Genomic DNA, 23,442 nt, shown 5'->3' with positions numbered 1-23,442 from the left:
TCACTCTCCATTGAAGTCTGCCAGAGGTTCGAACTTCACCGTGTACACTCCACTGTACATTCCGGCCGGTGTTCTTCTATCTATGGAAAATTCCGCCCACACCGCGTAGATCCACACGTACATTCCTTTTTCCCAGAACGAGGTTTCTTTTTTCAATTCAAAAACCATCTTTCCTTCCCTGTTTTCGGAGATCGTCTTGTACTTTTCCGGAACATCCCTTATGTCCCTCAGAAGATAGTCGCTGAGGTCTTTTCCAGAGTCATCCGCCCAGTGCCTTACAAAATCGTAGAGGAACATCCTCTTCAATTTTACATCCAGATCGAACTGAAATGTTACTTTCATCTCGTATGGACTCATCACGAAAATTCCAAAGAGAAGTTTTGAGTTGTCTGTGTAATCGTATATATCCTCTCCGATGGAAAGGCTTCCAGATTTCAATTCGCACTGATGAAGCATCAGATAGAGGATCATTCCCTGAAAATCACATGGGTTCAGCGTGCTAGCCACCTTTTCCGGATCGAAGAGAAGATAAAAAGAGAACCTGTACCCGGGGTTTTTCGTTGTCTGAGGTTCCATCATTATCAGAGAATTCCCCTGAGGCTTTACGGTCTGGAGTCTTTCCAGGACGTACTCTCTTGTTTTCTCTATTTCCTGGAGTGCGCTCTGAGCAAACAGGCTGAAAGAGAGTGCAACGAGAAAGAAAACAGTGAATCCTCTCATGCTACCACCTCACCCAGAAACCGATGATGACCTTTTCTGTAACCACATAGATGATTTCCACTCCTGCGTCCTGACCGAAAGCAAGACGGATCTCTGGTCTCATCTTCGAAAGATCAGACCAGACACCGAGCCCAAGCAGTACCTTCTCTTTCCAGGCGATGCCCAGGGAAAATTCCTGTGAAACCTCTGCATCTTTGTTCATCGAAAGCTGAAACTCCCCGTAGGAGAAGATGTTCCCCCGAATGTTGTGGACGTCCTTCAAACTGATCGACAGAAAGACCTCCTCATCTTTCACTCCTGCAAGAAGCCCCAGTTCAAGGTTTCCAACAACTCTCGCTGTGGCACCGCTCAGGAAGGTGAGACTCTTGCCCATCTCAACCCGACCTGTGAGGGTGTGATCTTTTTCCTCATCTTTCTTCTCTTCCCTGATCGACACAGGAGCGATCTTTCCCACCTTCAACTCGAGGATACCACCTTCGAAGTCCACAATGGTGATCTTCTTGCTCGACAGGGAAACATCCGTTTCCAGTGCTGTTCTGGAGTCTTTCAAACTTATTCTGATACTGTTTCCAGAGAGAGCCAGGGAAAGCCAGATGCTTTTTTCGTTGTACTGGAGCGATATCTTTGTTTCCCTGCCCTCTTCGATGGGAACCACTCCGGAGGCTATCGTTCTCATCTCTTCTTCGGAGAGAACTCTGATGAAATCTTCCACGGTCAGGACATCTTCATCTGTGATCACCGTATAGGTGTCTCCCACGGAAACGACTTTTGAAGAGAGCAATCTCTTAAGGGTAACGGTTTTTTCCTCTGAGATTCGAACGTACCTGTACCATGCGATGTACTGCTCCCTTTCGACATCGATCTTCTCTGCGATTTCCTTCACGGCTCTCAAAACACGCCCACCACCGAACACGATCAGGGTGTTCCCAACTGGTACGACGAAGTCTTTGTAGGCTCCCAGGTACTCCACGACCTGTTCTGCCGGCACGTGCTGGAGGTTGATGACTGCGGAGGGAAGAAAGACCAGTTTCTCCGTGTCCGATGGTGCGAAGACGAGGTAGTATCCATCCCCTTTGATCCAGTCATACGGAGTTCCGGAAAGGAGAAGATTCAGGGCGGTGTCGAGTGAGACATCGTAGAGTTCCAGACTCACTCTGCCACTGATCTTCGACGAAAAGAGTATGGGCACACCTGAAAGCTGTGAGAGCTGAACCAGGGCATCCTTTATGTCCGTGTCCTGGAAAAAAACGTCTATCGAAAAAGCGGGCACACAAAAAAGAAGGACGATCGAAAAGATCACCCTTTTCATTCACTTTCACCCGCTTTTGTGCACTTTACGAGGATGAGGATTTCCTTGTGGATCTTTCTCTCTGTTTCCTTCTTGAAGAGATATCCAAAAACGGGGATGTCTCCAAGAAGAGGTACCTTGTCCGTCACGGTCGTGTAGGTGTCGAAGCCGATACCACCTATGGCGACGGTTTCACCCAGTTTCAACCTTACAGTTCCCTCTATGCTCTGGGAAGTGGTATCCGGAAGACCTTCGTTTTTATCCAGAGCGTTCGAGGAGGTGATCTTCACCGTCAGTGAAACTGTGTTGTCCCTGAGAAGAAAAGGCTTTATCTCGACCTCCGTTCCCAGCTCCACGCTCTTGACCACCTTTTTGTCGTTCTCGGTTGTGATGTAATTTCTCTGGGTTTTCGCAGAGAACTTTCCTGAACTTCCGCTCTGGAGTCTCAGTCTGGGATTTGCAAGAAGCTTTGCCGATCCGTCTCCGATGGAGAGTTCTATGTGAGAGAGAACACTGTAGTCCAGGGTGTTGAACACGATGTCCAGGGCCTTCTCAAGCAGGTTGATGGTGAAATTTTCCCCCTCTGACTGGTTCGAATACTGCCAGGAAATTCCCCACTTTCTCAGCGTTTCTTCGTTGACCTCGACCACTTTCACTTCCAGGATGAGTTCTTCTTCAGGAACGTCAATCGTGTTCAGCGTCTCTGCTATTTTGCTCGCTATCTTGGGTGGGGCGTTTATGACCACGGTGTCAGTGCTCAGGGGAAAGACGTAATTTTGCATCACAGGGGGTAGTGCCTCTATCAGCTGGTCGGCGCTGTTTCCTTTTGTTCTGTAGAGGTATGTCTTCGAGAGGGTGAAGAAACTGGGGCTTTCGGGGTCTGGAGATCCCACGAAGTAGACACCGTCGATCTCCACCCACTGGTATCCGTACGGAAGAAGAAGAAGGTCGAGTGCCTTCTCAACGGGCACCTGATAGACCTCGAGGGATACGAATCCCGTAACCGTTCTATCGTATATGATGGGCTTTCCTATCTCGTAGGAGATCTGCGTTAGCGCATCCCTTATGTCCGTTTGAAAGAAGGACAGGTCGAGCAGTTTTTCCTCAGAGAAGAGAAAAACTGAAAGGACGATGAGAACCATGAGAGCACATCTTTTCATGCTTTCACTCCTTCCACTTCAGCTTTTCTTCCTTCCAGGTCTCCGTGTTGTAGATTCTCGATCTGAGAAGAACGGCGTTTTTTGCCATCCCTATCGGAAGAAGATGCGTGAAACTCACGATTTTTTTCTCGCCTGGAAGAAGTACGAAGGGTTCGACGAGAGTTTTCGTCTCGAGGGCAGTTTTCTCTACCACAGAAAACTCCATGATCATTCTTCCCGTGTTCTCCACAAGGAGCGTTGCCTGCTGTGTTTCTGTGGCGTAGTCGGTCATGGTGATCCTGTACGAGGGCTCAACCGTTTCGTTTCTGAGGACTATTGCACCTCGACCCACGAGAGAAACATCTTCGCTGGGTTTCAGGAAAAAGATGTTGTCTCCCTTTTCCAGTTTGTCGATGTCTCTTGGGTTGTATCTCACGTAGAGATTGGATTCGGCGTACGGAGGAAGGATGAACCGTTTTGGAAGGACGGTGATGGGATCTTCTGTGGAAAAATTCAGAGTGAGCCTTTCCGGGGTGAGGTTCTGGATCTGCAACTTCTGGTTCACCGGCTGGCTCGCATCGAAAACGATCAGATCCGGCTTCAAAGCGATCGCCTTTTTTGTGATCTTTCTTTCTGGGAGGGTCACATCGTGCGAGGCGGCGACCCTCACTCCCTGACTCATACCCTCTATCTGGAGTGAAACCTTTCCGGACGGCATGATCTTTTCGGTGTAGAGGGTGAATTCCTCCTCCAGATCGGGAAAGATCACAAATTCGTCGCCAGACAGAGGAATGGAAGAGACTATCCTCCCTATCTCCCTTGAGACAACCCTCAACTCACCGTTCAGTGCACACACAAGGTTACCCTCGTTCTTCACTTTCAACTTCATCACAGTTCCGAAATCACCGTACCTGTTTCTGTACTCCGGAGGACATTCTGGAGAGGTGAGATCAAAGAAACTGACGTCCTCAACGGAGAGATTCAGAATCTTTGGGTTTTCCACGTTCACGAGCACAAGGACGGCTATTTTCAGCGTGAAGATGATGTTACCTCTTCTTCCACTGGAGGCGGTGAACATGATCGAACCGAACGCCTGGGCACCGGTGAAATCCTCCGGTATCTTCACCGTTATGGGAAGGTTCCTCACCTCTCCGGGTGCGAGTGTGATTTCGGTCGAAGGAACGGATATGTATTCTCTCAAACTGTAGGGATAATCAGGAAGATCGTACACGTAAGAACCAGCCTTTATGGCGAAGTCCTTTATCTCTATTCCCACGGTTTCCTGTGAATTTCCTGCGGTGAGCCGAATGGAAAAGGTCTTCTCTTCACCGGGTTTCATATCGAGCCAGTTCACAAGAGGGTATACGTTCAAAGCAAGGAAGGTGGAGGAAACGAACAAAAAAAATAAAAATGTGAGAACGGATCTCTTCATGTCTCTCTCTCCTTTCTGTTTCTTCAAGGGGGAGGGTTCCCCCCTCCCCTCTCACTGTGACTGTGCGAAAGTCACCGTTGGATTGAAAACAATCTGATAGTTTAGCGTGTACGTGTCAGCCGGTACATCTTCGTTAGCACTGATTTTGAAACCAATCCCCAGTGACTGTCCAAGATCAGAGTCGGCATGATCTTCTATTGTTACTTCAGTACCAGGATCTACGAAGTCATCAGCAGGAAACCATGTGCCCGGATTCGGTTGCCATTCGTAGAATCTTACCTTGATTGTAAACTGTCCATCTTGAGGTTCAGGGTCGAGATCAACTAGCACAACTACACTCAAAGCCGCGTTTGTGTTGTAAACAATGAAGGAAGCTACGTAATCTACGGGTGGAAGATGTTCGTATTCCTGGTCATAATCGTAGATATCGAACTCGTTGTTCACCGTGTTGAGAGAGGAAATATCCAACCACTGGTGAACTCTGATGGTAGCCTCATCACTCAGTTCAACGTTCGAAAAATCTCCAGAATACTCGGCTCCTGCAAAAAGAAGGGGGACGGCGAGTGCCAGGACACAGAGGGCAATGACTTTCCTCATAACATCACCCCATTTCTTTTCGCTTGCTCACTCCATCAGAATGTAACGGTAGGATTGAGAGTTATTGTGACAGTTACAGTGTATTCGTCTGCTGGTGTGTTAGGATCGACTGTTGCATCTTCAAGGATGACATCGTAGTTTTGGTTGTCAGCATCTACAGCACCGTCTGGGTAAATAGAAGCATAAGAGATATAACCAGCCAGATCACCAAGATCAACCGATACGCTCACGTCCACATCTGCGTTGGAGTCAAGCCACAGATCACCAAGGTCGATGTCAATTGGTTCATCGTCTTCGTCGGTGTAATCGTAGATATCGAATTCTCCGGCAGTGAATTCTGCATCGAGCCACTGGTGCACTCTGATGGTAGCCTCCCCACTCAGTGTAACGTCCTCAAAATCTCCAGGATACTGGGCTCCTGCGAACATCACCACTCCGAACACCACCGCCAGCGCAAGAACGAGTAACCTCTTCATACCTGAACCCCTCCTCAAAGATTTTTTGGATTTTCCCAGAGACCCCGGGTATCTCCAGGATTCCACTCGCAGTATACCCACCATCCACTAAAACGAGTACTCAAAAATCTCTGAATCATCACTTAAATATCACTGAAATATCTCTAAATCGATTTAGGAAAGACACATTCAAACGCCTGAAATGGAAAAATGGAGCGAAAACAGATGTTAAAGTAAAAAATCAAAACCATTACAATTTATAATTATGTGGTAAAATGATTCTGGATCAACCAAGGTGTTGGGAGGTGGAAGGATGAGAGAGATGACGAAGAAGTTCCTCGAAGATGCCTTCGCGGGAGAAAGCATGGCCCACATGAAGTACCTGATCTTCGCAGACGAGGCAGAGCAGAGGGGATTGAAGAAACTTGCAAATCTCTTCAGGGCGATCGCCTACGCCGAGTTCGTCCACGCAAGGAACCACTACAGGGAACTCGGGAAGATCTACAGGGAAATGGCAGAGAACGTCCAGCAGTGTATCGATGGTGAGACCTTCGAGATCGAGGAGATGTACCCCGTCTACAACACGGTTGCCCAGTTCCAGCAGGAAAAGGGAGCAGAAAGAAGTACGAAGTTTGCCTGGGAGGCAGAAAAGATCCACGCGGAGATGTACAAGAAGGCAAAAGAACTCGTCGAAAAGGGAGAAGACTACCCCGCTGAGAAGGTTTACATCTGTCCTGTCTGTGGACACACCGTCGAGGGAGAGCCACCAGAGAAGTGCCCCGTCTGTGGTGCACCGAGGAGTGCCTACAGGGAGTTTTCAGTATGAAGGAGGGATAGCATGAAACTTTCTGATTTCATCAAAACGGAGGATTTCAAAAAGGAAAAGCACGTTCCGGTTATAGAGGCACCAGAGAAGGTGAAGAAGGGAGAAGCGGTTCAGATCACCGTCACCGTGGGAAAAGAAATCCCACATCCCAACACGACGGAGCACCACATCAGGTGGATCAAGGTCTTCTTCCAGCCAGACGGTGATCCCTACGTTTACGAGGTGGGAAGGTACGAGTTCAACGCGCATGGAGAGTCTGTTCAGGGGCCGAACACTGGTTTCGTCTACACGGAGCCCGTCGTCACGACCGTGTTAAAATTGAACAGATCGGGTACCATACTCGCGCTGTCTTTCTGCAACATACACGGTCTTTGGGAAAGTAGCAAAAAGATCGCTGTCGAGGAGTGAGGTGAGTCCATGAAGAAGTACAGGTGCACACTCTGCGGTTACATCTACGATCCAGAGAAGGGGGATCCTGACAGCGGGATCGAACCCGGAACACCTTTCGAGGAACTGCCAGATGACTGGGTATGTCCACTCTGCGGGGCCTCGAAGGAAGACTTTGAACCTGTAGAGTGAACGAAAGGGTCTCACGGAGAAAGGGGAGGGAAAACCTCCCCTTTCTCTTTCCCCACGGCCCGGCGGGCTCGGGCGGGATACGAACGAATGATCACGCTATAATAATACCATAAAACAGTGAAACAATTCAAAAAAATGGAGGGGGAAATATGATCGGCTTTCTCACAGACTGGGGCCTGAAAAGCCACTACGTGGGAGTCGCAAAGGCGGTGATCAAGAGGATAAACCCATCCGCCGAGATCATAGACATCACGCACGAGATAGAACCCTTCAACGTGAGAAAGGCGTCCCATGTGCTCTATCGTGCGTCACTGGATTTTCCACCCTCCACGGTGTTCCTCGTTGTTGTCGACTACGGTGTGGGAACCGCAAGAAAAGCGATCGTCATGAAGACCAGGAACGATCTCTTCTTTGTTGCCCCTGATAACGGTGTTCTCACGGTTGTCGCAGAAGAGTACGGAGTGGCAGAGATCAGAGAAATAGAGAACAGAGAACTGTTCTACAAAAAAAGTCCTTCCTTCACCTTCCACGGGCGGGACATCTTCGCTCCCGTTGCGGCACACCTTGACATGGGTCTTCCGATGGAAAAGGTGGGAGAAAGGCTTCTCTCGTACGAGGCCTTGAAGATGAGAAAACCCACCCTGAAGGAAGACTGTGTGATCGGCGAGATTGCCGTTGTGGACACCTTCGGGAACGTCTCAACGAACATTCCCTTCGAGATGTTCATGAGCCTTGGAGTGGACTTCGACGACGTGGTGAGAGTGAAGGTTGGAAAGAAAGAGTACAGGGCGACCGTCACGAGGGCCTTCGGTGATGTGGAAAGAGGGGAACTCCTTGTTCACCCAGACAGCGCCGGCTTTCTTGAAGTGGCGGTGAACATGGGAGATGCAAGAGAAGTTCTCTCTGTGAAAGAAGGAGACGAGATAGAGATATGCAGATGAGGAAGGTACTCCTTGAAGCAAGAAACGACTTTTTTTTTCTTCTCAGAAGAAGAAACTGGAAGGAGAAGGATCTGAAGGTCTTAAAGGGGATCTTTCTTGGAAGGCTCTCCGAGGTGGATGTTCCGGTTGACATCTTCGAACTTGCCGTGAGAAAGGCGCTGAAGGGCGATCTTTCTTTTGCCTCGAAGATCCTGGGGGTCGATGAGGTGGACGTTCTTGAGATTCTCTTCTGGTACTCTCCAAAGAAGTTTCCTCTTCCTTCAGAAAAACTCAAAAGGATGCTGAAGACAAAAAACGTCGATGAGTTCATTCAGAAGGCGAATTCTCTCAGGATGAAACTCGGAAAGAGAGACTTCCTGGACCTTTACCTTCATCTGGAAGATGTCGACGAGGAAGAGGAAGAAAGTAAAGAGACGGATATTTTGAAGCACATCGAGGAACTCTCGCTTGAGGAGTTGAACGAGGAAAAGGTAAAAGAGTTGAAAAGCTTCTACAGGGTTTTACCAGCTTCTGAGAGGAACAGACTCAGATCGCTGAGGGTTCATCCCTACGTCGTCGCGTCCGTTGTGAGAAAACCTGTCTGTCCGATTGTTCTTGATGGGAGCAACCTCCTGTGGAGGGGGAACCTCTCTGTTTCGTACATCTACAGGATCTTTGAAAAACTCTCCATCTTCGAAGATTTTTTCTTTCCCTACAGGATCGTCTTCGACAGGAACGCAGAGTTTGTTCTTCCCGTTTCAGAAAGGGAGAGGTTCAGGAGGTGGAAGGAATCACCGAACGTTTTCTTCGAGTCTCCTGCGGATCGTCTGATCGTGTCTCTTGCGATCTCCATGGGGGCGGTCGTTCTGAGTGGGGACAGGTTCAGAGAGTACGAACTTTCCGGGAAGATCAGACTGATCACACCGGAGGAGATAGAAAGGGGGTGAGGCGAGCTCACCCCAATTTCTTTTCGATGTAACTGACTATGTCGCCCACTGTCGAGATCTTCTCAAGGTCTGCATCGTCCACCTTTACACCGAACTCGCTTTCAAAATCCATCACAAGATCGACAAGGTCGAGAGAGTCCGCACCAAGGTCGTCTATGAGTTTTGCCTCTTCCGTGACCTGTTCTTCGTCCACTCCCAGTTTCTCAGAGATTATGTTCTTCACTTTCGAAAGGATCTCCTCTCTGCTTGCCACCTTTCCACCTCCCTTTAGAAGTGTCAGAACAAATTATAGCACAATCACATCATTCAGAAGGACTCTCTCTTTCCAGCGTTCGACGAACCAGTTCGGGTTCAGCGTGTGAACGGGTACGATGTAGTCTGGTTTCAGATCGTTCAGGATCGCCTCGAGGCTTCTCGGTGAAACGTGGCCCGAGGCGTGGAACTCTTTTGTGAAGACCACACTTCCGTTTCGCTCCTTCAGGCCGAACGGTTTTATGTTGAAGTATCTGAGCCAGTTCATGAAGCGCCTTGCATCGATTTCCTGCTCTTCCGTGTAGGCCTCGCTGGTGGAGTGAATGTAGATGGCACCGTTCAAAACGTTCTCGTCGAGATCGAGGATGTGTGGAAAGTCCCAGTAGCCTGCAACCAGTGTGTACTCTCCGGGGGAGTAGTTTATCTCATTGGGAGGTATGAGGATACCCTCACTCTTTGCTTTGATGAGTGCCTCTTTTTCCAGGTTTATGTAGGTCAGTTTTCCGGGGTGATACACCCTGATGTGGCTTTTCTCTTCTTCGGAAAGTTTCCAGAGTGGCTCCACGCGTTCCATCTCGATGAGGTAGGCGTAATCTTTTGGCATGAGGGTGAGTTTTCTGTTGTTTTCCATGCAGACTTTCAGGAAGGTGAAGAGCCTTTCGAGGTGTCTAACTGGGAAGTCAACGAGTATCAGGTTTTTTGTCTTTCTGAAGACCTTCGTTGCGTTTTCGTAGACGTCTTTTTCTGTGTTTTCCACGTTCTCTTCTCTTGCCAGTCTTGTTCCTTCGACGATGAGGACGATGGGGCGCTTGTCCTTCAGTTTTTCAAAAAACTGAAACGTTCGAAGAGAAAGTGATAGTCTCTTTTCGCCCAGTGTGTCCAGCCAGTAACGTTCTTCCTCTGGTGTCTCCGGGCCCGTTCTGAAGTCACCGGTGTAGGCAAGCCAGAACCCGTCCACCTTCACCACAAGACCGGCTGCACCGATCACGGAGTGATAGACGGGCTCGACGAAGAGGTCGTCCTTCCAGAGAGTACTCATCTCAACCGTTCTGTAGCCATCGAGTTCTGTTCTCTTTGGAAACGAAACACATCTCACCAATCTTTCAGTGTTTTTTGACCTCCCGGGACTCACCGTGAGATCAGGTCTGATACCGTTTTCCACGTCTTTTTCTGATGCTTTTCTTCTCTTTTTTCCATCGAGCTGGATGAGAACGTTCGAGTTGGTTGTCTTCACACTTGCGTTCATCACAGCAAGAGTTTCACCAGTCATGAGAAGGGGGATCTTTTCATCTATGAGACCGACCATTCCGGTGTGGTCTGCGTGGGCGTGGCTCAGGAAAAGAAAGGAGTAATTCACCGGGTCTTCGAACTTTCCATCGAAGAGGTCTTCTCTGTAGATGTTCAGACGGGGAACCATGTTGAGTTTCAAAAGGTCGTGGAGGATCCTCCCTGTTCTTGGGTTCAGGAACTCTTCGAAGAACTCCCCCCATCTGGAGAAGTTGAGACCGAAATCGAGAAGGAAGGCGTCGTTTTCAGAGTCAACCACCCTGATTTTGTTTCCCCCGATGTTTCTGTGGCCGTCGAGTATCTCTATTCTCACAAAATCCCCCCAGAAGAGAAAAAAGTTCGACAGGATCAACACGAAAAAGACAGGTTTTCACCCTGAGGTCACTGGCACCGAAACCTTCTATGCCTTCAAAATATGATGATAACACACCTGCGATTTCCTCTTCCAGTCTTTTTCCGTGGAACATGACCTGTCCTGCGATCTTTGCATGATCAAGGAGGTGATCTATGTGCCAGTGTTTTTTCTGAGCGCCCAGAAAATAGCGGGGGATTCTCTTTGAGAATCCCCCCATTGCAGACCCAACGTAGGCGTAATAGCCCGGTTTCAGGTGTGAGGTTTTCTTTCCGTGTTTCAAATTAACACTTTTTTCGAGTTTCAGAAGCAGGATGTACGTTCCTTTCATAGGATGCTCAGGTATCTTTCTGCGTGGTCGGGCGCGACGGTCACGACTTTCGCGTCTTTTCCGAGTTTCTGTGCTATCTTCAGTGCTGCGGCGACGTTTGCACCGGAGGAGACTCCCACAAGGAGACCCTCTTTTTTCGCAAGGTACCTCGCCATGTCGTAGGCTTCCTCGTCTTCGACGGTGATCACCTCATCTATCACGGACCTGTCCAGGATCTTCGGAACAAACCCAGCTCCTATTCCCTGTATGGCGTGCTTTCCGGGCTGTCCACCGGAGAGAACAGGGGATTTTGCCGGCTCAACGGCCACCACCTTCACTCTGTCTCCGAAAAAGGTCTTCAGGACCCTTCCAACACCGCTGATCGTACCACCCGTTCCCACACCCGCAACGAAGGCATCTATCTGGTAATCCATCTGTCTCAGGATTTCAGGCCCTGTTGTGAACTGATGGGAGTAGACGTTGTAGGGGTTTTCGAACTGCTGAAGTATGTGTGCTCCCGTCTCTTGTGCGATCTCTTTTGCCTTCTCTATGGCCCCCTTCATCCCAAGGTCGCCAGGGGTGAGCACGAGTTCTGCTCCGAGCATCTTTAAAACCTTTCTTCTTTCCACACTCATCGTCTCTGGCATCGTGAGTATCACACGATGACCCCTCTTTGCACCGATCATCGCTATGGCGATTCCCATGTTTCCGCTCGTTGGCTCCACTATTCCGTTTTTTAGAAGACCCCTTTTCTCTGCGTCGAGGATCATGAAGAGAGCGGGTCTATCCTTGACGCTACCTCCTGGATTGTTTTTCTCCAGTTTCAAGAATATCCTCGAGTCCACCGAATCCAGTCTCACTATCGGAGTGTTCCCTATCAGTCTTTCCATCATCGCATATATCCCTCCTCCATTTGACGATTTTCGCTGGAACTCCCACAACGACCGCTCCATCGGGAACGTCTTCCAGAACAACGGCGTTTGCACCAACGACGGCGTTGTTTCCTACTCTTATCGGGCCGAGGATCTTCGCTCCCGTTCCTATCATCACGTTCTCACCGATGTCGGGATGGCGCTTTCCACCACAGGGCTTTTTCGTTCCCAGCGTCACTCCGTGGTAGATGAGGGTTCCTCTTCCCACCGTTGCGGTGCTACCTATGACCACTCCGATTCCATGGTCTATCACCACACCTGGGGCGATCTGAGCGGCGGGATGAATGTCCATGGAAAACACAACACGTACGAAGTAGTAGATGATGTAGGCAAGGATCTTCAGTCTCCACCTGTAAAAGAAATGAGCGAACCTGTACCACATAAGACCCTGGAAGGAAGCGTAGAAGAAGAACACCTGGAGTTTACTCTCTGCGGCGGGATCGAGTTTGAGGTACATCTCAAGATCCTCTGAGATGTGCCTGAAGACGTTCACAAAGTCCTTGAAGAACTCACCCACTTTCTCGAACAGCCGCATCCCGATGCCATATCCACCACCTCCAGATCTGTTTGTTCACACAAATTATACCAGCCTAATTGTTAAGAACAGAGAAACCTTTCCATCACAAAAAGGTGAAGGCGTTCACTTTATCACAAAAATTCCTGGTAGTATATTAACACGTGGGGAGGTTGATTTCAATGGTGGATACACACACGCACCTTCATTTCCATCAGTTTGACAGCGACAGAGAGAGGATCATCGCAGGGTTCGAAGAAGATGGAATCGACTTTGTTGTGAACGTGGGAGTGGATCTGGAAGACTCTAAAAGAAGCCTCGAAGTTGCAAAACTCAGCGACAGAATCTTCTGTTCGGTGGGGATTCATCCACACGAGGCAAAGAGCGTACCGGAAAATTTTGCAGAGAGACTGAAGGAACTTGCAGAGAGTGAAAAGGTCGTTGCCATCGGAGAGACGGGCCTTGACTTTTTCAGAAACATCTCCCCTCCTGAAGACCAGAGAAGGGTTTTCATCGAGCAGATAGAACTTGCACGGATGCTCGATCTTCCCCTCATCGTCCACGTGAGGGAAGCATACGAGGAGGCCTACAGGATACTCTCAGGCGAAAAACTTCCAGAAAAAAGAGGGGTTATCCACGCTTTTTCTTCGAACTACGAGTGGGCAAAGAAATTCGTCGACCTGGGATTTCTCCTTGGAATAGGAGGCCCTGTGACTTATCCGAAGAACGATTCTCTGAGGGAAGTGGTGAGGAAGGTGGGTCTTGAACACATCGTTCTGGAGACGGACTGTCCTTTTCTTCCTCCTCAGCCGTTCAGGGGAAAAAGAAACGAGCCGAAGTATCTGAGGTACGTGATAGAGACGATCGCGAGCGTGCTGGACACGTCCTGTACAGTTGTGGAAGAAAGAACAACTGAGAACGCCATCAGGCTCTTCAAGGGGTGAGAGGATGATTCCACTTTTTGATCTCACAAGACAGTACATGAAGATAAGAGGGGAGATCCTGGACGCGATAGACAGGGCGATCGCATCGGGCAGGGTGATACTGGGAGAGAACGTGAAAAAATTCGAAGAAGAGGTGGCGAAATTCGTCGGAGTGAAGCACGGAATAGGTGTTGCAAGTGGAAGTGATGCACTCCTCATCGCACTTCAGGCGATGGGAGTGGAAAAAGGTGATGTAGTGGTCACAACACCTTACACGTTCTTTGCCACAGCGAGTGCCCCCTACAGGCTCGGTGCCAGGGTGGTCTTCGTCGATGTGGAAGAGAGCACGTTCAACATGGACCTGAACCATCTAGAACACGTGTTGAGAAAAGAGAAAGTGAAGGCGGTCATAGCTGTTCACCTCTTTGGAAGAACGATGGATCTTGAGGCACTGAGTTTCCTGAGGGAAAAATACGGTGTGATGGTTCTCGAGGACTGTGCTCAGTCCTTCGGATCGGAGTGGAAGTTCGAAAACGGCAAGGTAAAAAAGAGTGGTTCTGTCGGTGATGCGGCGATCTTTTCCTTCTTTCCCACCAAGAACCTGGGAACCTACGGCGATGGCGGAATGATCGTGACAGACAGCGATCAGATCGCAGAAGAGTGCAGAACGTTGAGGGTGCACGGTGCAAGAAAGAAGTACTTCCACGAGAAGGTGGGGTACAACTCAAGGCTCGATGAGATCCACGCTGCGATCCTGAGGGTGAAACTCAGATACCTTGAAAGGTGGACAGAGGAAAGATTGAGAGTGGCGAGAACTTATCAAAGACTGTTCGAAGAAAGAAACCTTCCAGTGATCTATCCAGGGGTGGAGGAGAAGGGTTTCAGGTACCACGTGTTTCACCAGTACGTCGTTCTGTTCGAAAACGAAGAAACAAGAGACAAAGTGAGGAAAGGTCTCTCAGAAAGAGGAATCCAGACGGCCATTTATTATCCACTTCCTCTTCACCTTCAGAGGTGTTTCAGTGACCTTGGTTACAGAGAGGGAGATTTCCCTGTGGCAGAATCACTTTCGAAGAGAAGTCTTGCCCTTCCCATGTTTCCAGAACTCAGCGATGAAGAGATAGAAGAGGTTGTCAGAACGATGGAGCTGTTCATCTAGGCGAGGTCCTTCACCACCCTGAGTGTGGCCTTTGCAACGGCCTTCAGAAAGTCTCCTTCAAGTGGAGCAACCCCCACTTCTGCCCTCTCTTTTTCGTCGTCCTGAACGGTGAGATGAACCAGGACGAACTCCTTTCCAGCAAGGAAGACCCTCTGAACGTCGTCCACCGAAACGGGTGAGTCGATGTTGAAGGCCTCTATGACCGCTTCTCCGACGAGTCTTGGAAGATTCGTTGAAGTGCCTGCCCCGACGGATTCACCGACCAGTTCTTCATCTTCGAAGAGATTGTTTATTGTGACCCTCACCTGCTTTTTTCTGTCAAGGCTCTTCACCTCGATGGATGAGATCTCGTAGGACTGGGAAGGAGAGAACTTTCCCTGACTGAGCTGGGCCACGCTGATGATCCTTCTGTCCAGTTTCATCCCAAGGGATGCGAGTGCCACAGTCTCGATGTCCCGCACTATCTGCTTTGGATTCCTGGAGGGATCCGCTATGACGTGGATCTCCCTTGGCTGGCCGTCTTCTTCTATCACCTTCACAGAAATGACACCGGAAATCTTCGATATGACATCTTCCAGAGTCTTCGCACTCATCGAAATACCCCCCACTCGATGCGTTCTTACCTACTATTGTACTATACCCGACAGGGCATCTATCACGGAAGAGATCACCGAACTCAAAAAATCTTTCTCCAGAAGGGAAATTCCTATCTTCCATCGCTCTTTCCCATCTCTGAAGAAGGTGACGTGTACGAAGACGAACTCTTTTCCAGCAAGAGAAACGGTTCTTATGTCGTCTATTGAGATGTCCTCTTCGATGTTGAAGGCATCCACCACCGCCTCTCCAAGGAGTTTTGGAAGATTCTTCTCCGTTCCTGCTCCCTCGCTCCTCCCTGAGATTTTCTCTCCACCGGAGCTCTTCAGCACGATTTCCACCCGGTACTTCTTTCCGCGAGACTCTATTTTGAAACTATCAAGATAAAAAGATTTTTCGACTTTCTGAGAAGTCGAAAAAATCCCGAGAAAATTTTTGATCGAATTCTGATCGATGTAAACAACTTCTCCGTTTCTTTTTATGACAGGAATTTTCCCCACATTCACGCCCCCCAGTCTATTCTATCATCTCATAGGAAAACGTCGAGTTTCCATAGAAGTATGGAATCGAGGGAGGTAGATGCACTTTGCCTGGAAAAAGAAAAGGTTTTTTTGTAGCGTTTCTTGTAACGCTTCTTGTTCTCATAATTCTTTTTATGTACGGTTACGTCTCTTTTGAGATCAACAGGATGTACGGTGGGAGGATGTCTCCTTTCGAAGACTGGAGGAGTTACATTGCCTTTCTTGCCTCCAAGGTTCCCTTTTTGAAGGACAGGATCACCTATCAGCCGCTCAGGGCAGAGAGCCCTGCTGAGTATTATTCCAGGATCTACCAGCGGTACATAGAGATCTACACGCAGAAGATAGAGGAACTCACCAGAAAAGGAAAGGAAATAGAAGAGAAGATGAAGGTGATGGAGACTCAAAAATCCGTTGTCGATAAAATGCTTGAGGAGGTTCAATCCCTGAAGAGCCAGCTGATCGAAGAGAAGAACAGATTGGAGTCTTACGAAAAGCAGGTAGACGAGCTTGTAAACGTGCTTTTGAACACAGATCCAAGAAATCTTGCAAGCGCTCTGAACAACGTGGATGACAAAACGCTTGCGGTGATATTCAAAAGGACGGATCCCACTTACGCAGGAGAGTTTTTGGAGGCTCTCTCGGGTGTGAATCCTCAGAAGGCCGCCAGGGTGATGGAGATGATGGTCGGGGTGGACAACACCATAGAAAGACTGGAATCTCTCATGGAGCAGGCGAAGAGTTCGATAGAGGAGATGACGAAAAAAGAGGCGCAGTTGTTCTCAAGGGAGACGTACCTGAAGGTTGTGGCGGACGCTCTGAACAACGTCTCGCCCGAGGTGGCCGTTGAGTTTTTGAAGAAAGAAAACGTGGATCCTGAAACTCTGAGGATCATCCTTTCCATGATGGACAGGGAACGTGCTTCCGCTCTGGTTCAGTACATTGTACAGAACGCGATGGAACTTCTGGAGGAGAAAGAATGAGGATAACACTTCTGAAAGAGGGCCTTCTCAATTTGATGAGAACACTTCAAAAGGAAAAGAAAGGAAAATTTCTATCGGTTCTTCTCGACGAGAAGAAGATACTCACTGAGAAGAAAGAAGTTCAAAAAGAAGTTCAATCAAAACCTTTCGTTTTTACTGAAGAAGGGAAGAAGCAACAGAAAGGAGAAGAAGCGAACGTTCTGCTTTCTCGTTACTCTGTGCTTTTCGATCACATCCGTAATTACAGGGCGAAAGCATCTGAAAAGGACAAACCAGATACGTCCTTCACAGATGTGGAAATTCCTGAAGATACGAAAAAAATCTCAGAAATCGAGCGTGATCTCACGGGTTATCCAGAGGATGGAATCTCTCTTTTCGATGATGGAACTCATATATCTGTTTCTCTGAAAAAAACAATGGACAGCAACATGAGAGTTAACGAGAACAGGATGGCTCGTGTATTTGTATCTTCAAAGAAAATTCCTGCTGATATTAAAAGCCTTCTCGATACGAAAATCCCCGCTGATTCTGTTTCGACGGAAAAAGATGTGAGATCCAAGGAGAATGCTCTTCCCAGAAATGTTGAACCTGAAGATGTTCTGCTGTCAGAAAAAAGGGGTTCTCATCTTCCTCTCAAAAACGATCTCAGTCAGAAGAATATCTCGGTAGCAAAAGAGATCAAAGAAATTAGAACAACAGGTAGTGAAGGTATGATGGGAAGGAAAGAGCATAATGTTCAGGCTCAGGGACCAGTAAATTTCAAGCGCGTTTCTGATGCGAGCACTTCACGAAATGATTCAATAATCGGAAAAACTGTACCAGTAAGGATGATTTCAGAAAAAGAGAGAACGGAAAAAAATTCCTCACACGTTTCAAACGAGAGCCTGCCAGACGGTAGAAAGCTTCAGGACAAAACCGTACAGAGCGTTGAACATGTTTTAAAGATCTCTCCTGAGAATGTGGAAACCGCTTCGAAAGAAAGTGCCTACCCTGTTTCTGAAAGAACGTTCATACCTGTAAAGGAAAAAACAACCGTTGGGCCCAGAGCAGAAACGATCTCAGGGGAAATTCCTGTAGATCAGAAAGAAAGCGTGGTTCAGGAAACACCCCAGCAAGATGGCATTTTGAAACAGAAGCCATCGGAAACAGAAGTGACACACGTGAAGGAAGAAAAGATCATCACCAGTTTGACAGAAACTGGAAAAGATATCAGCACGCTTGAGATAAAAATTGGAGGCAATGAAAAACAGCCTTCCAGTGAACACGTTGAATTCAAAAGGTCTTCAATTCAGGGAAAAAGCGAGGTTGTGAAGGAACCGTCAGGTGGTGAAACATCGAAGGAAAAAGACTTCTCAGGGAACGAACTGAAAAGAGATCTGAAGGAGATATCTTTGAAATACGAAGAAAAAGGAAAACTGATGAGTTTTAGAGAATTAACAGATGGAAGAGTCCAGGAGATGATCACACGTGAGAGGGCAAAAAGCGCTTATCCGTTGAGAGAAGTAAAAGGGACGGATCTTCAGAGTGTACCGAGGATAGTGGAAAAGATGTACGTTCAAAAGCAGGAAAGAGCAACGATAGACCTGGAACCCCCAAGACTTGGAAAACTGGAGATCACCATCACAAAGGAAAACAACGACCTGAAGATCGTGTTCAGGGTGCAATCAGAGGAAGCAAAGCACGTTCTTGAGCATGAGATACCCAAACTGGTGGATCGATTCAACGAGAAAGGCCTGAACGCTCAGGTCTACGTTGAAAGAGAAGAAGATGACTATCTTTACCAGGAAAACAACGAAGGGAGTGCGAAAGAGGGTCGACGAGAACAAAAAAATGGAGGAAGACACAGTGGTGAGAAAGTTTCCTTTGAGGAATTCATCGAGGGGGTGAAGACATGATATACGATCTTGGAAACATCTATTACTCGACGCTTCAGGGTGTGAGAACAAATTACACTGCCAGCAAAACACTCGATAAAGATGCTTTTCTCAGACTTCTCCTTCAAGAACTGGAGATGCAGGATCCTCTGGAACCCATGGAGACAAAGGACATGATCTCGCAACTGTCGCAACTGACCAGTCTGGAACAGATCACAAACCTCACGAGTGCTGTGAAAGACTTTGTTGAGGCGCAAACGAGCGTGAATCCCGCTCAACTTGCGTCTCTGATAGGAAAATACGTCGTGGTGAAGAACAACGAGGTGAATCTGAAAGACGGAGAAGCAGACAGCATCATATTCAATCTTGACGAGGATGCAAACGTTGTGATTCAGATCCTGGATGAAAACGGTAACCTGGTGAGAACAGAAGACCTGGGAAGTGTTGAAGCGGGTGTACACGGCTGGCAGTGGGACGGCAGAGACGATAACGGTGTCAGTGTGGAAGACGGGACTTACACTTACCATGTGTACAAAGTCACCTCGAGTGGGCTTGAGGAGATAGGCGGTATGGAAGGTGGTCTGGTTGAGGCTGTTCAGATAAAAAACGGTGAAGGTTTCGTTCTGGTGAACGGTTCGCTCTATCCCGTTGATTCCATTCTGGAGATCTCCCAGGAGGGTGATGCGTGATGATGAGGTCTCTCTACAGCGGTATCACAGGGCTCAAGAACTTCCAGGTTGCAATGGATGTTGTAGGAAACAACATCTCCAACGTGAACACGGTGGGGTTTAAGGCTTCGAGGGTGAACTTCGAGACGATGCTTGCCCAGACGATCAAGGCGGGCAGAGCTCCACAGGAAAGCGTAGGAGGAACCAATCCCATGCAGATCGGCCTTGGATCCCAGGTGGCAAGCATCGACAAGATCATGACGCAGGGGTCTTTCCAGAACACGGGTGTGAAAACAGACCTTGCCATACAGGGCGATGGCTTCTTCATCGTATCCGATGGTAACGCCTACTATTACACGAGGGCGGGGGCATTCACACTGGACAGCAATGGAAATCTGATTCAGACATCAACGGGTTACAAGGTTCAGGGATGGACGGCCGTTCAGGATCCCGAAACGGGCGAAAGGTACATAGACACCAACAGACCGATCGGAGATCTTGTTATCAGTGCAGGAATGACGATGCCCGCAAAGAAAACGTCGAACGTGAGATTTGAAGGAAATCTCAACTCCAACGTGGGACCTGGCTCTTTCACCATCACCCTGACGGACGACAGCGGAGTTGATCACGACGTTCGGGTGTGGTTCGAAAAGACAGCCGGAGACCTTGGAACAGACCCTTTCAGTTCCTCTCAAAGGTACACGATGAGAATCGATGTTAACAACGATGGAACGGCGGACGTGAGTGGTTATGCGGTGTTCAACGAGTTTGGAAGGATAGAAGAAGCGGGGATATACGCTGAATCTCAGGTTATAACAGCTTCCACCGATGGAAGTATCACGGGGAGCACGTCACTTTCAGATGGCACTTACCAGGCGGTAGTTTTAGACAACTCTGGGAATGTGGTCTACAATGGTACAGTGGATGTTTCAAATGGTAGTTACACAATCTCTGATCCCAATATTGTCGGTGGTAATGATTACACCGTAATGCTTAATTCTGATTACCAAACTGTGACAGCCAACACTGATAGCAGCCTTTCGGGAACCACCACACTTTCAGATGGAAACTACAATGCGACAGTTCTGGATTCTTCTGGAAATGTTATTTACAGTGGTACGGTAGATGTTTCAGGTGGCAATTTCACAATTTCCGATTCTGACATAACTTCCGGGAACGATTACACGGTGATTCTTTATTCTGAATCTCAGACCACAACAGCCAACGGAATCATCGAAGGGACCACCACACTTTCTGATGGAAACTATCAGGTGATAGTTAGAGACTCTTCTGGGAATGAAGTCTACAACGGAACGACCACAGTTTCAAATGGTAGTTTCACAATTTCCGATTCTGACATAACTTCCGGGAACGATTACACAGTAACGTTTTTATCATCATCTCTCACAATAGCCCCTGGTGCTGAACTCGTCATACCCACTTCTGGCGAGCCCAGGTTCTACGAGGCAGACAATCCAACGAACTTCGTTCAGGTCGACTACACCTCTCCAAGGTACACCACTGCCGTTCAGGTTTACGACTCTCTTGGAAATGAATACACTGTGTACTATGAGTTCATCAGACTCGGGAACACAACCATAGGATCTGAATCTTTCAAGAACGCGTGGATCTGGAGGGCGTACACAGCAAGCGGAGAACCCGTGACTCTTGTGGACGAAAACGGAAGCACAGGTGTGGGCGGAAATAATTACATAGCAGGTCTTGTGGAGTTCGACGAGTCCGGAAGACCTGTTCAGTACAGAGGACTTTACTACGATTCTGGTTCTTCTTCCTACGCGCTTAGCAGCGATGAACTTCGAACGATCCAGTTCGACACAGGTCAGAATGGTGACGGTGTAGTCACAATAACAGCGGATCTTTCCGGAATCACCCAGTTCTCCGGTGACAGCACCGTGAACATCCCGTGGCAGGACGGAAACCCCATGGGTGTTCTGGAGTCGTTTGCCATAAACGAGCAGGGAGAGATCATTGGAACATTTAGCAACGGATTAACAGACGTTCTTGGACAGATCGCCCTTGCGGTGTTCAACAATCCAGCAGGTTTGATGGAAGTGGGAAATTCCCTGTACGCTGTGTCTTCCAACAGTGGGGTTCCCAAAATAGGAGCACCTGGAAGTGGTGGAAGGGGTACTCTGATTCCCGGGGCCCTTGAGATGTCCAACGTGGACCTTGCAGAAGAATTCACCAAGATGATCGTTGCCCAGAGAGGGTTCCAGGCGAACGCACGCGTCATCACCACGGCGGATCAGATTCTAAACGAACTTGTGAACATCAAGAGATGATGAGAAATGATCAGGCTCACAAAGATCGATGGTAAGTGGTTTGTTCTGAACGCCGATCTCATAGAAACCATCGAAGCACTGCCCGATACAACGATCACCCTTGTGAACGGTAGAAAGTACATCGTGAAAGAGCCCGTGGAAGAGGTTGTCCGGAGGGTGATAGAATACAAGAGAAAGATCTTCAACTGGTGGAAAGAGCAGGGCAGGTGATCCCATGGATCTTGCAACCCTGATGGGGCTGGCTCTTGTGATAGCGGCTCTCTTCATAGGAATCGCAACGGGTGGAGGAGATTTTGCGGCCTTCATAAACATACCTTCACTCTTCATAACCGTCGTTGGCTCCATAGCGGCTACAATGGTGGCACATCCAAAAGACAGGGCTTTCAGAATCATAAACATCATGTTCTCCACACTTAGGGAACCAAAAATAGATCACACTTCACTCATACAGACGATGGTTTCCTTCTCAGAGAAGGCACGAAGAGAAGGACTTCTTTCTCTGGAGGAAAACCTCGAAAGCATCGAAGATCCGTTCATGAAAAAGGCGCTTCAACTCGTGGTCGATGGAACAGATCCTGATCTTTTGAAAAACATGATGGAGACAGAACTTGAACTCTTTGAGGAAGAACTGGATGGAGAGAGGGCGGTTCTGGAATCTGCTGGTGCTTACGCTCCGGCGTTCGGTATGATAGGGACGCTCATAGGACTCATTCAGATGTTGAAGTCTTTGAACAACCCGGAAACTCTGGGGCCGTCAATGGCAGTGGCGCTCATAACGACACTCTACGGTGCTATTCTGGCAAACGGTGTGTTTCTCCCCATGGCGGAGAAGATAAAAAAGAGAAGAGACATTCTCGTCATGGAAAAGAGAATGATTCTGGAGGCGGTTCTTTCGATTCAGGCAGGAGAAAACCCCAGGATACTGGAGGAGAAACTGAAGTCCTTCTTGCCTGAGAAAGAAAAAAGAGCCTATGAGGCTGCCTCTCAGGAGGCTGCTGCGTGATGGCAAAGAAACAGGAAGAACAGAAGGGATCACCTCAGTGGATGACCACCTATTCGGACATGGTGACACTGTTGCTCACGTTCTTTGTGGCCCTTATCTCCATGTCCACCATCAGTCCCGGTAAGTTCCAGCAGGTGGCGGTGGGACTCAGAATTGCTTTAAGTGGGCAACCACCGAGTGTTTTGATGGGAGGAAGGAGCATAAACGAAGAACCCCTTATCACCTCGAAAAGAGGAATATATCAAGAACTCATGAGATTGTCCGAAGAATACAAAGGGAAGATCACAGTGGAAGAAAGAGACGAAGGAACCCTCATAATTTTGAAGGACATGGTATTCTTCGAAACAGGAAGCGCTAAACTCACGGCTGAAGCGAAGGACCTTCTGGCAAAGGTGGGACAGATCGTTATAGAACACACCACGAACGTGCTGGAGGTTTTCGGTTACACAGACGACAGGCCCGTTCTTCCAAATTCTATTTACGTTTCCAACTGGCATCTTTCAAGTGCAAGAGCGGCGAGTGTGGTGAATTTCTTTCTGACGGAACTGAAGGAAAAGAGGATGATCGAAAGGGCTGCCGATATCAAACTTGGTCGATTCAACATAGACTTCTTTTACAACCCCGATAGATTCTATCCGATAGGTCTTGGGGACAGGGAGATAAAGAAGAAGATAAAAGACCTTGAAAACGAGATAAACGCAGAAAAAGCCCTGCTCAACGAAAGACTCAGAAACGGCGAGATCACCCGTTCTGAGTGGGAAGCGAAGATGAAAGAACTGGAGGAAAGATACCAGCAGGAACTGGAAAGACTGAGAAGAGAGTTCAGAAGAATAGACATCCTCATAAAGAGAGAGAGGGTGTGAGGTG

The 23,442-nt window shown here is 48.3% G+C and carries 27 protein-coding genes; 14 read left to right on the top strand and 13 right to left on the bottom strand.

The window, feature by feature from the left end:
- From TRQ7_RS01405 to TRQ7_RS01380, 6 genes are read right to left on the bottom strand one after another with little or no spacing between them, the layout of a single operon-like run.
- Positions 1-720, bottom strand: a complete 720-nt coding sequence (locus tag TRQ7_RS01405; RefSeq protein WP_041843822.1) for a hypothetical protein — start codon at positions 718-720, stop codon at positions 1-3.
- 1 nt (position 721) lies between these two features.
- Positions 722-2,029 carry a secretin and TonB N-terminal domain-containing protein gene (locus TRQ7_RS01400; RefSeq protein WP_041843821.1) on the bottom strand — a complete coding sequence of 436 codons (1,308 nt, stop codon included), beginning with the start codon at positions 2,027-2,029 and terminating at the stop codon, positions 722-724.
- Complete coding sequence (locus TRQ7_RS01395; RefSeq protein ID WP_041843820.1) at positions 2,026-3,168, bottom strand: secretin and TonB N-terminal domain-containing protein; 1,143 nt, start codon at positions 3,166-3,168, stop codon at positions 2,026-2,028. The genes TRQ7_RS01400 and TRQ7_RS01395 overlap by 4 nt, the downstream gene beginning before the upstream one ends.
- A 4-nt stretch (positions 3,169-3,172) precedes the next feature.
- Positions 3,173-4,579 (bottom strand): DUF916 domain-containing protein, encoded by a 1,407-nt coding sequence (locus TRQ7_RS01390; RefSeq protein WP_168098967.1) that lies wholly within the window; start codon positions 4,577-4,579, stop codon positions 3,173-3,175.
- A 51-nt stretch (positions 4,580-4,630) separates the two neighbouring features.
- On the bottom strand, positions 4,631-5,176 hold the full coding sequence (locus TRQ7_RS01385; RefSeq protein ID WP_015920343.1) for a hypothetical protein: 546 nt from the start codon (positions 5,174-5,176) through the stop codon (positions 4,631-4,633).
- A gap of 35 nt (positions 5,177-5,211) precedes the next feature.
- Positions 5,212-5,652 (bottom strand): hypothetical protein, encoded by a 441-nt coding sequence (locus tag TRQ7_RS01380; protein ID WP_041843819.1) that lies wholly within the window; start codon positions 5,650-5,652, stop codon positions 5,212-5,214.
- A 292-nt stretch (positions 5,653-5,944) separates the two neighbouring features.
- On the opposite strand from TRQ7_RS01380, the gene TRQ7_RS01375 reads away from it, so the two are divergent.
- The 5 genes from TRQ7_RS01375 to TRQ7_RS01355 all read left to right on the top strand — a co-directional run bounded on the left by TRQ7_RS01375 (position 5,945) and on the right by TRQ7_RS01355 (position 8,903).
- Positions 5,945-6,457 (top strand): rubrerythrin family protein, encoded by a 513-nt coding sequence (locus TRQ7_RS01375; protein WP_038068166.1) that lies wholly within the window; start codon positions 5,945-5,947, stop codon positions 6,455-6,457.
- Between the two features lie 12 nt (positions 6,458-6,469).
- Entirely contained in the window at positions 6,470-6,865 is a 396-nt protein-coding gene (locus tag TRQ7_RS01370; protein WP_041843818.1) for a class II SORL domain-containing protein, read from the top strand.
- Between the two features lie 9 nt (positions 6,866-6,874).
- Positions 6,875-7,036 carry a rubredoxin gene (rd, locus tag TRQ7_RS01365; protein ID WP_015920339.1) on the top strand — a complete coding sequence of 54 codons (162 nt, stop codon included), beginning with the start codon at positions 6,875-6,877 and terminating at the stop codon, positions 7,034-7,036.
- A gap of 149 nt (positions 7,037-7,185) precedes the next feature.
- The gene (locus TRQ7_RS01360; protein ID WP_015920338.1) at positions 7,186-7,977 is read left to right on the top strand and encodes an S-adenosyl-l-methionine hydroxide adenosyltransferase family protein; all 792 of its coding nucleotides are present in this window, start codon (positions 7,186-7,188) and stop codon (positions 7,975-7,977) included.
- Entirely contained in the window at positions 7,974-8,903 is a 930-nt protein-coding gene (locus tag TRQ7_RS01355) for a hypothetical protein (RefSeq protein ID WP_236681727.1), read from the top strand. The genes TRQ7_RS01360 and TRQ7_RS01355 overlap by 4 nt, the downstream gene beginning before the upstream one ends.
- Positions 8,904-8,910: 7 nt before the next feature.
- Here the strand turns inward: TRQ7_RS01355 and TRQ7_RS01350 are convergent, their stop codons facing one another.
- Genes TRQ7_RS01350 through cysE form a run of 5 tightly spaced genes read right to left on the bottom strand, consistent with a single transcriptional unit; the run spans position 8,911 to position 12,571 of the window.
- Complete coding sequence (locus tag TRQ7_RS01350; RefSeq protein ID WP_041843816.1) at positions 8,911-9,156, bottom strand: acyl carrier protein; 246 nt, start codon at positions 9,154-9,156, stop codon at positions 8,911-8,913.
- Between the two features lie 33 nt (positions 9,157-9,189).
- Positions 9,190-10,755: a ribonuclease J gene (locus TRQ7_RS01345; protein ID WP_041843815.1), complete on the bottom strand. Its 1,566-nt coding sequence runs from the start codon at positions 10,753-10,755 to the stop codon at positions 9,190-9,192.
- Positions 10,694-11,125, bottom strand: a complete 432-nt coding sequence (locus TRQ7_RS01340; RefSeq protein WP_041843814.1) for a DUF123 domain-containing protein — start codon at positions 11,123-11,125, stop codon at positions 10,694-10,696. The genes TRQ7_RS01345 and TRQ7_RS01340 overlap by 62 nt, the downstream gene beginning before the upstream one ends.
- Positions 11,122-11,997: a cysteine synthase A gene (gene cysK, locus TRQ7_RS01335; RefSeq protein ID WP_041843813.1), complete on the bottom strand. Its 876-nt coding sequence runs from the start codon at positions 11,995-11,997 to the stop codon at positions 11,122-11,124. Before cysK ends, TRQ7_RS01340 begins: the two co-directional genes overlap by 4 nt.
- On the bottom strand, positions 11,900-12,571 hold the full coding sequence (cysE, locus tag TRQ7_RS01330; RefSeq protein ID WP_041843812.1) for a serine O-acetyltransferase: 672 nt from the start codon (positions 12,569-12,571) through the stop codon (positions 11,900-11,902). Before cysE ends, cysK begins: the two co-directional genes overlap by 98 nt.
- A 161-nt stretch (positions 12,572-12,732) precedes the next feature.
- Between cysE and TRQ7_RS01325 the strand changes: the two genes are divergently transcribed.
- Together TRQ7_RS01325 and TRQ7_RS01320 are read left to right on the top strand one after the other, a co-directional pair.
- Positions 12,733-13,494 (top strand): TatD family hydrolase, encoded by a 762-nt coding sequence (locus TRQ7_RS01325; protein ID WP_041843811.1) that lies wholly within the window; start codon positions 12,733-12,735, stop codon positions 13,492-13,494.
- A 4-nt stretch (positions 13,495-13,498) separates the two neighbouring features.
- Positions 13,499-14,632: a DegT/DnrJ/EryC1/StrS family aminotransferase gene (locus TRQ7_RS01320; RefSeq protein ID WP_041843810.1), complete on the top strand. Its 1,134-nt coding sequence runs from the start codon at positions 13,499-13,501 to the stop codon at positions 14,630-14,632.
- Here TRQ7_RS01320 and TRQ7_RS01315 read toward each other — a convergent pair.
- Both TRQ7_RS01315 and TRQ7_RS01310 read right to left on the bottom strand, forming a co-directional pair.
- Positions 14,629-15,225, bottom strand: a complete 597-nt coding sequence (locus TRQ7_RS01315; protein ID WP_041843809.1) for a hypothetical protein — start codon at positions 15,223-15,225, stop codon at positions 14,629-14,631. The genes TRQ7_RS01320 and TRQ7_RS01315 overlap by 4 nt on opposite strands.
- A gap of 33 nt (positions 15,226-15,258) precedes the next feature.
- Positions 15,259-15,726 carry a hypothetical protein gene (locus TRQ7_RS01310; RefSeq protein ID WP_041843808.1) on the bottom strand — a complete coding sequence of 156 codons (468 nt, stop codon included), beginning with the start codon at positions 15,724-15,726 and terminating at the stop codon, positions 15,259-15,261.
- Positions 15,727-15,812: 86 nt separating this feature from the next.
- Here TRQ7_RS01310 and TRQ7_RS01305 point away from each other — a divergent pair, with 86 nt between their 5' ends.
- The 7 genes from TRQ7_RS01305 to TRQ7_RS01275 are packed head-to-tail and all read left to right on the top strand — an operon-like array spanning position 15,813 to position 23,438.
- Positions 15,813-16,727, top strand: a complete 915-nt coding sequence (locus TRQ7_RS01305) for a hypothetical protein (RefSeq protein ID WP_041843807.1) — start codon at positions 15,813-15,815, stop codon at positions 16,725-16,727.
- A complete protein-coding gene (locus TRQ7_RS09455; RefSeq protein ID WP_052472215.1) occupies positions 16,724-18,622 on the top strand; it encodes a flagellar hook-length control protein FliK in 1,899 nt (632 codons plus the stop codon). Before TRQ7_RS01305 ends, TRQ7_RS09455 begins: the two co-directional genes overlap by 4 nt.
- On the top strand, positions 18,619-19,290 hold the full coding sequence (locus TRQ7_RS01295; protein WP_015920325.1) for a flagellar hook assembly protein FlgD: 672 nt from the start codon (positions 18,619-18,621) through the stop codon (positions 19,288-19,290). The genes TRQ7_RS09455 and TRQ7_RS01295 overlap by 4 nt, the downstream gene beginning before the upstream one ends.
- The gene (locus TRQ7_RS01290) at positions 19,290-21,572 is read left to right on the top strand and encodes a flagellar hook-basal body complex protein (RefSeq protein WP_041844528.1); all 2,283 of its coding nucleotides are present in this window, start codon (positions 19,290-19,292) and stop codon (positions 21,570-21,572) included. Before TRQ7_RS01295 ends, TRQ7_RS01290 begins: the two co-directional genes overlap by 1 nt.
- A gap of 6 nt (positions 21,573-21,578) precedes the next feature.
- Positions 21,579-21,782, top strand: coding sequence for a flagellar FlbD family protein (locus TRQ7_RS01285; protein ID WP_015920323.1), 204 nt, complete (start codon positions 21,579-21,581; stop codon positions 21,780-21,782).
- 4 nt (positions 21,783-21,786) lie between these two features.
- A complete protein-coding gene (locus TRQ7_RS01280; protein WP_038068153.1) occupies positions 21,787-22,575 on the top strand; it encodes a motility protein A in 789 nt (262 codons plus the stop codon).
- Positions 22,575-23,438: a flagellar motor protein MotB gene (locus TRQ7_RS01275; protein ID WP_038068229.1), complete on the top strand. Its 864-nt coding sequence runs from the start codon at positions 22,575-22,577 to the stop codon at positions 23,436-23,438. The genes TRQ7_RS01280 and TRQ7_RS01275 overlap by 1 nt, the downstream gene beginning before the upstream one ends.
- Positions 23,439-23,442 lie beyond the last annotated feature (4 nt).

Origin of the sequence: Thermotoga sp. RQ7 (assembly GCF_000832145.1) — a bacterium.
In the GTDB taxonomy this organism is placed as follows: domain Bacteria; phylum Thermotogota; class Thermotogae; order Thermotogales; family Thermotogaceae; genus Thermotoga; species Thermotoga neapolitana.
Note: the sequence above shows the minus strand (reverse complement) of the source record. Positions and strands in the feature narration are given on the sequence as shown.

Bases quoted from the DNA above. Each gene is read 5' to 3' on its own strand.
- TRQ7_RS01405 (WP_041843822.1), bottom strand. From the start codon at position 720: ATGAGAGGATTCACTGTTTTCTTTCTCGTTGCACTCTCTTTCAGCCTG.
- TRQ7_RS01400 (WP_041843821.1), bottom strand. From the start codon at position 2,029: ATGAAAAGGGTGATCTTTTCGATCGTCCTTCTTTTTTGTGTGCCCGCT.
- TRQ7_RS01395 (WP_041843820.1), bottom strand. From the start codon at position 3,168: ATGAAAAGATGTGCTCTCATGGTTCTCATCGTCCTTTCAGTTTTTCTC.
- TRQ7_RS01390 (WP_168098967.1), bottom strand. From the start codon at position 4,579: ATGAAGAGATCCGTTCTCACATTTTTATTTTTTTTGTTCGTTTCCTCC.
- TRQ7_RS01385 (WP_015920343.1), bottom strand. From the start codon at position 5,176: ATGAGGAAAGTCATTGCCCTCTGTGTCCTGGCACTCGCCGTCCCCCTT.
- TRQ7_RS01380 (WP_041843819.1), bottom strand. From the start codon at position 5,652: ATGAAGAGGTTACTCGTTCTTGCGCTGGCGGTGGTGTTCGGAGTGGTG.
- TRQ7_RS01375 (WP_038068166.1), top strand. From the start codon at position 5,945: ATGAGAGAGATGACGAAGAAGTTCCTCGAAGATGCCTTCGCGGGAGAA.
- TRQ7_RS01370 (WP_041843818.1), top strand. From the start codon at position 6,470: ATGAAACTTTCTGATTTCATCAAAACGGAGGATTTCAAAAAGGAAAAG.
- rd (WP_015920339.1), top strand. From the start codon at position 6,875: ATGAAGAAGTACAGGTGCACACTCTGCGGTTACATCTACGATCCAGAG.
- TRQ7_RS01360 (WP_015920338.1), top strand. From the start codon at position 7,186: ATGATCGGCTTTCTCACAGACTGGGGCCTGAAAAGCCACTACGTGGGA.
- TRQ7_RS01355 (WP_236681727.1), top strand. From the start codon at position 7,974: ATGAGGAAGGTACTCCTTGAAGCAAGAAACGACTTTTTTTTTCTTCTC.
- TRQ7_RS01340 (WP_041843814.1), bottom strand. From the start codon at position 11,125: ATGAAAGGAACGTACATCCTGCTTCTGAAACTCGAAAAAAGTGTTAAT.
- cysK (WP_041843813.1), bottom strand. From the start codon at position 11,997: ATGATGGAAAGACTGATAGGGAACACTCCGATAGTGAGACTGGATTCG.
- cysE (WP_041843812.1), bottom strand. From the start codon at position 12,571: ATGCGGCTGTTCGAGAAAGTGGGTGAGTTCTTCAAGGACTTTGTGAAC.
- TRQ7_RS01325 (WP_041843811.1), top strand. From the start codon at position 12,733: ATGGTGGATACACACACGCACCTTCATTTCCATCAGTTTGACAGCGAC.
- TRQ7_RS01320 (WP_041843810.1), top strand. From the start codon at position 13,499: ATGATTCCACTTTTTGATCTCACAAGACAGTACATGAAGATAAGAGGG.
- TRQ7_RS01315 (WP_041843809.1), bottom strand. From the start codon at position 15,225: ATGAGTGCGAAGACTCTGGAAGATGTCATATCGAAGATTTCCGGTGTC.
- TRQ7_RS09455 (WP_052472215.1), top strand. From the start codon at position 16,724: ATGAGGATAACACTTCTGAAAGAGGGCCTTCTCAATTTGATGAGAACA.
- TRQ7_RS01295 (WP_015920325.1), top strand. From the start codon at position 18,619: ATGATATACGATCTTGGAAACATCTATTACTCGACGCTTCAGGGTGTG.
- TRQ7_RS01290 (WP_041844528.1), top strand. From the start codon at position 19,290: ATGATGAGGTCTCTCTACAGCGGTATCACAGGGCTCAAGAACTTCCAG.
- TRQ7_RS01285 (WP_015920323.1), top strand. From the start codon at position 21,579: ATGATCAGGCTCACAAAGATCGATGGTAAGTGGTTTGTTCTGAACGCC.
- TRQ7_RS01280 (WP_038068153.1), top strand. From the start codon at position 21,787: ATGGATCTTGCAACCCTGATGGGGCTGGCTCTTGTGATAGCGGCTCTC.
- TRQ7_RS01275 (WP_038068229.1), top strand. From the start codon at position 22,575: ATGGCAAAGAAACAGGAAGAACAGAAGGGATCACCTCAGTGGATGACC.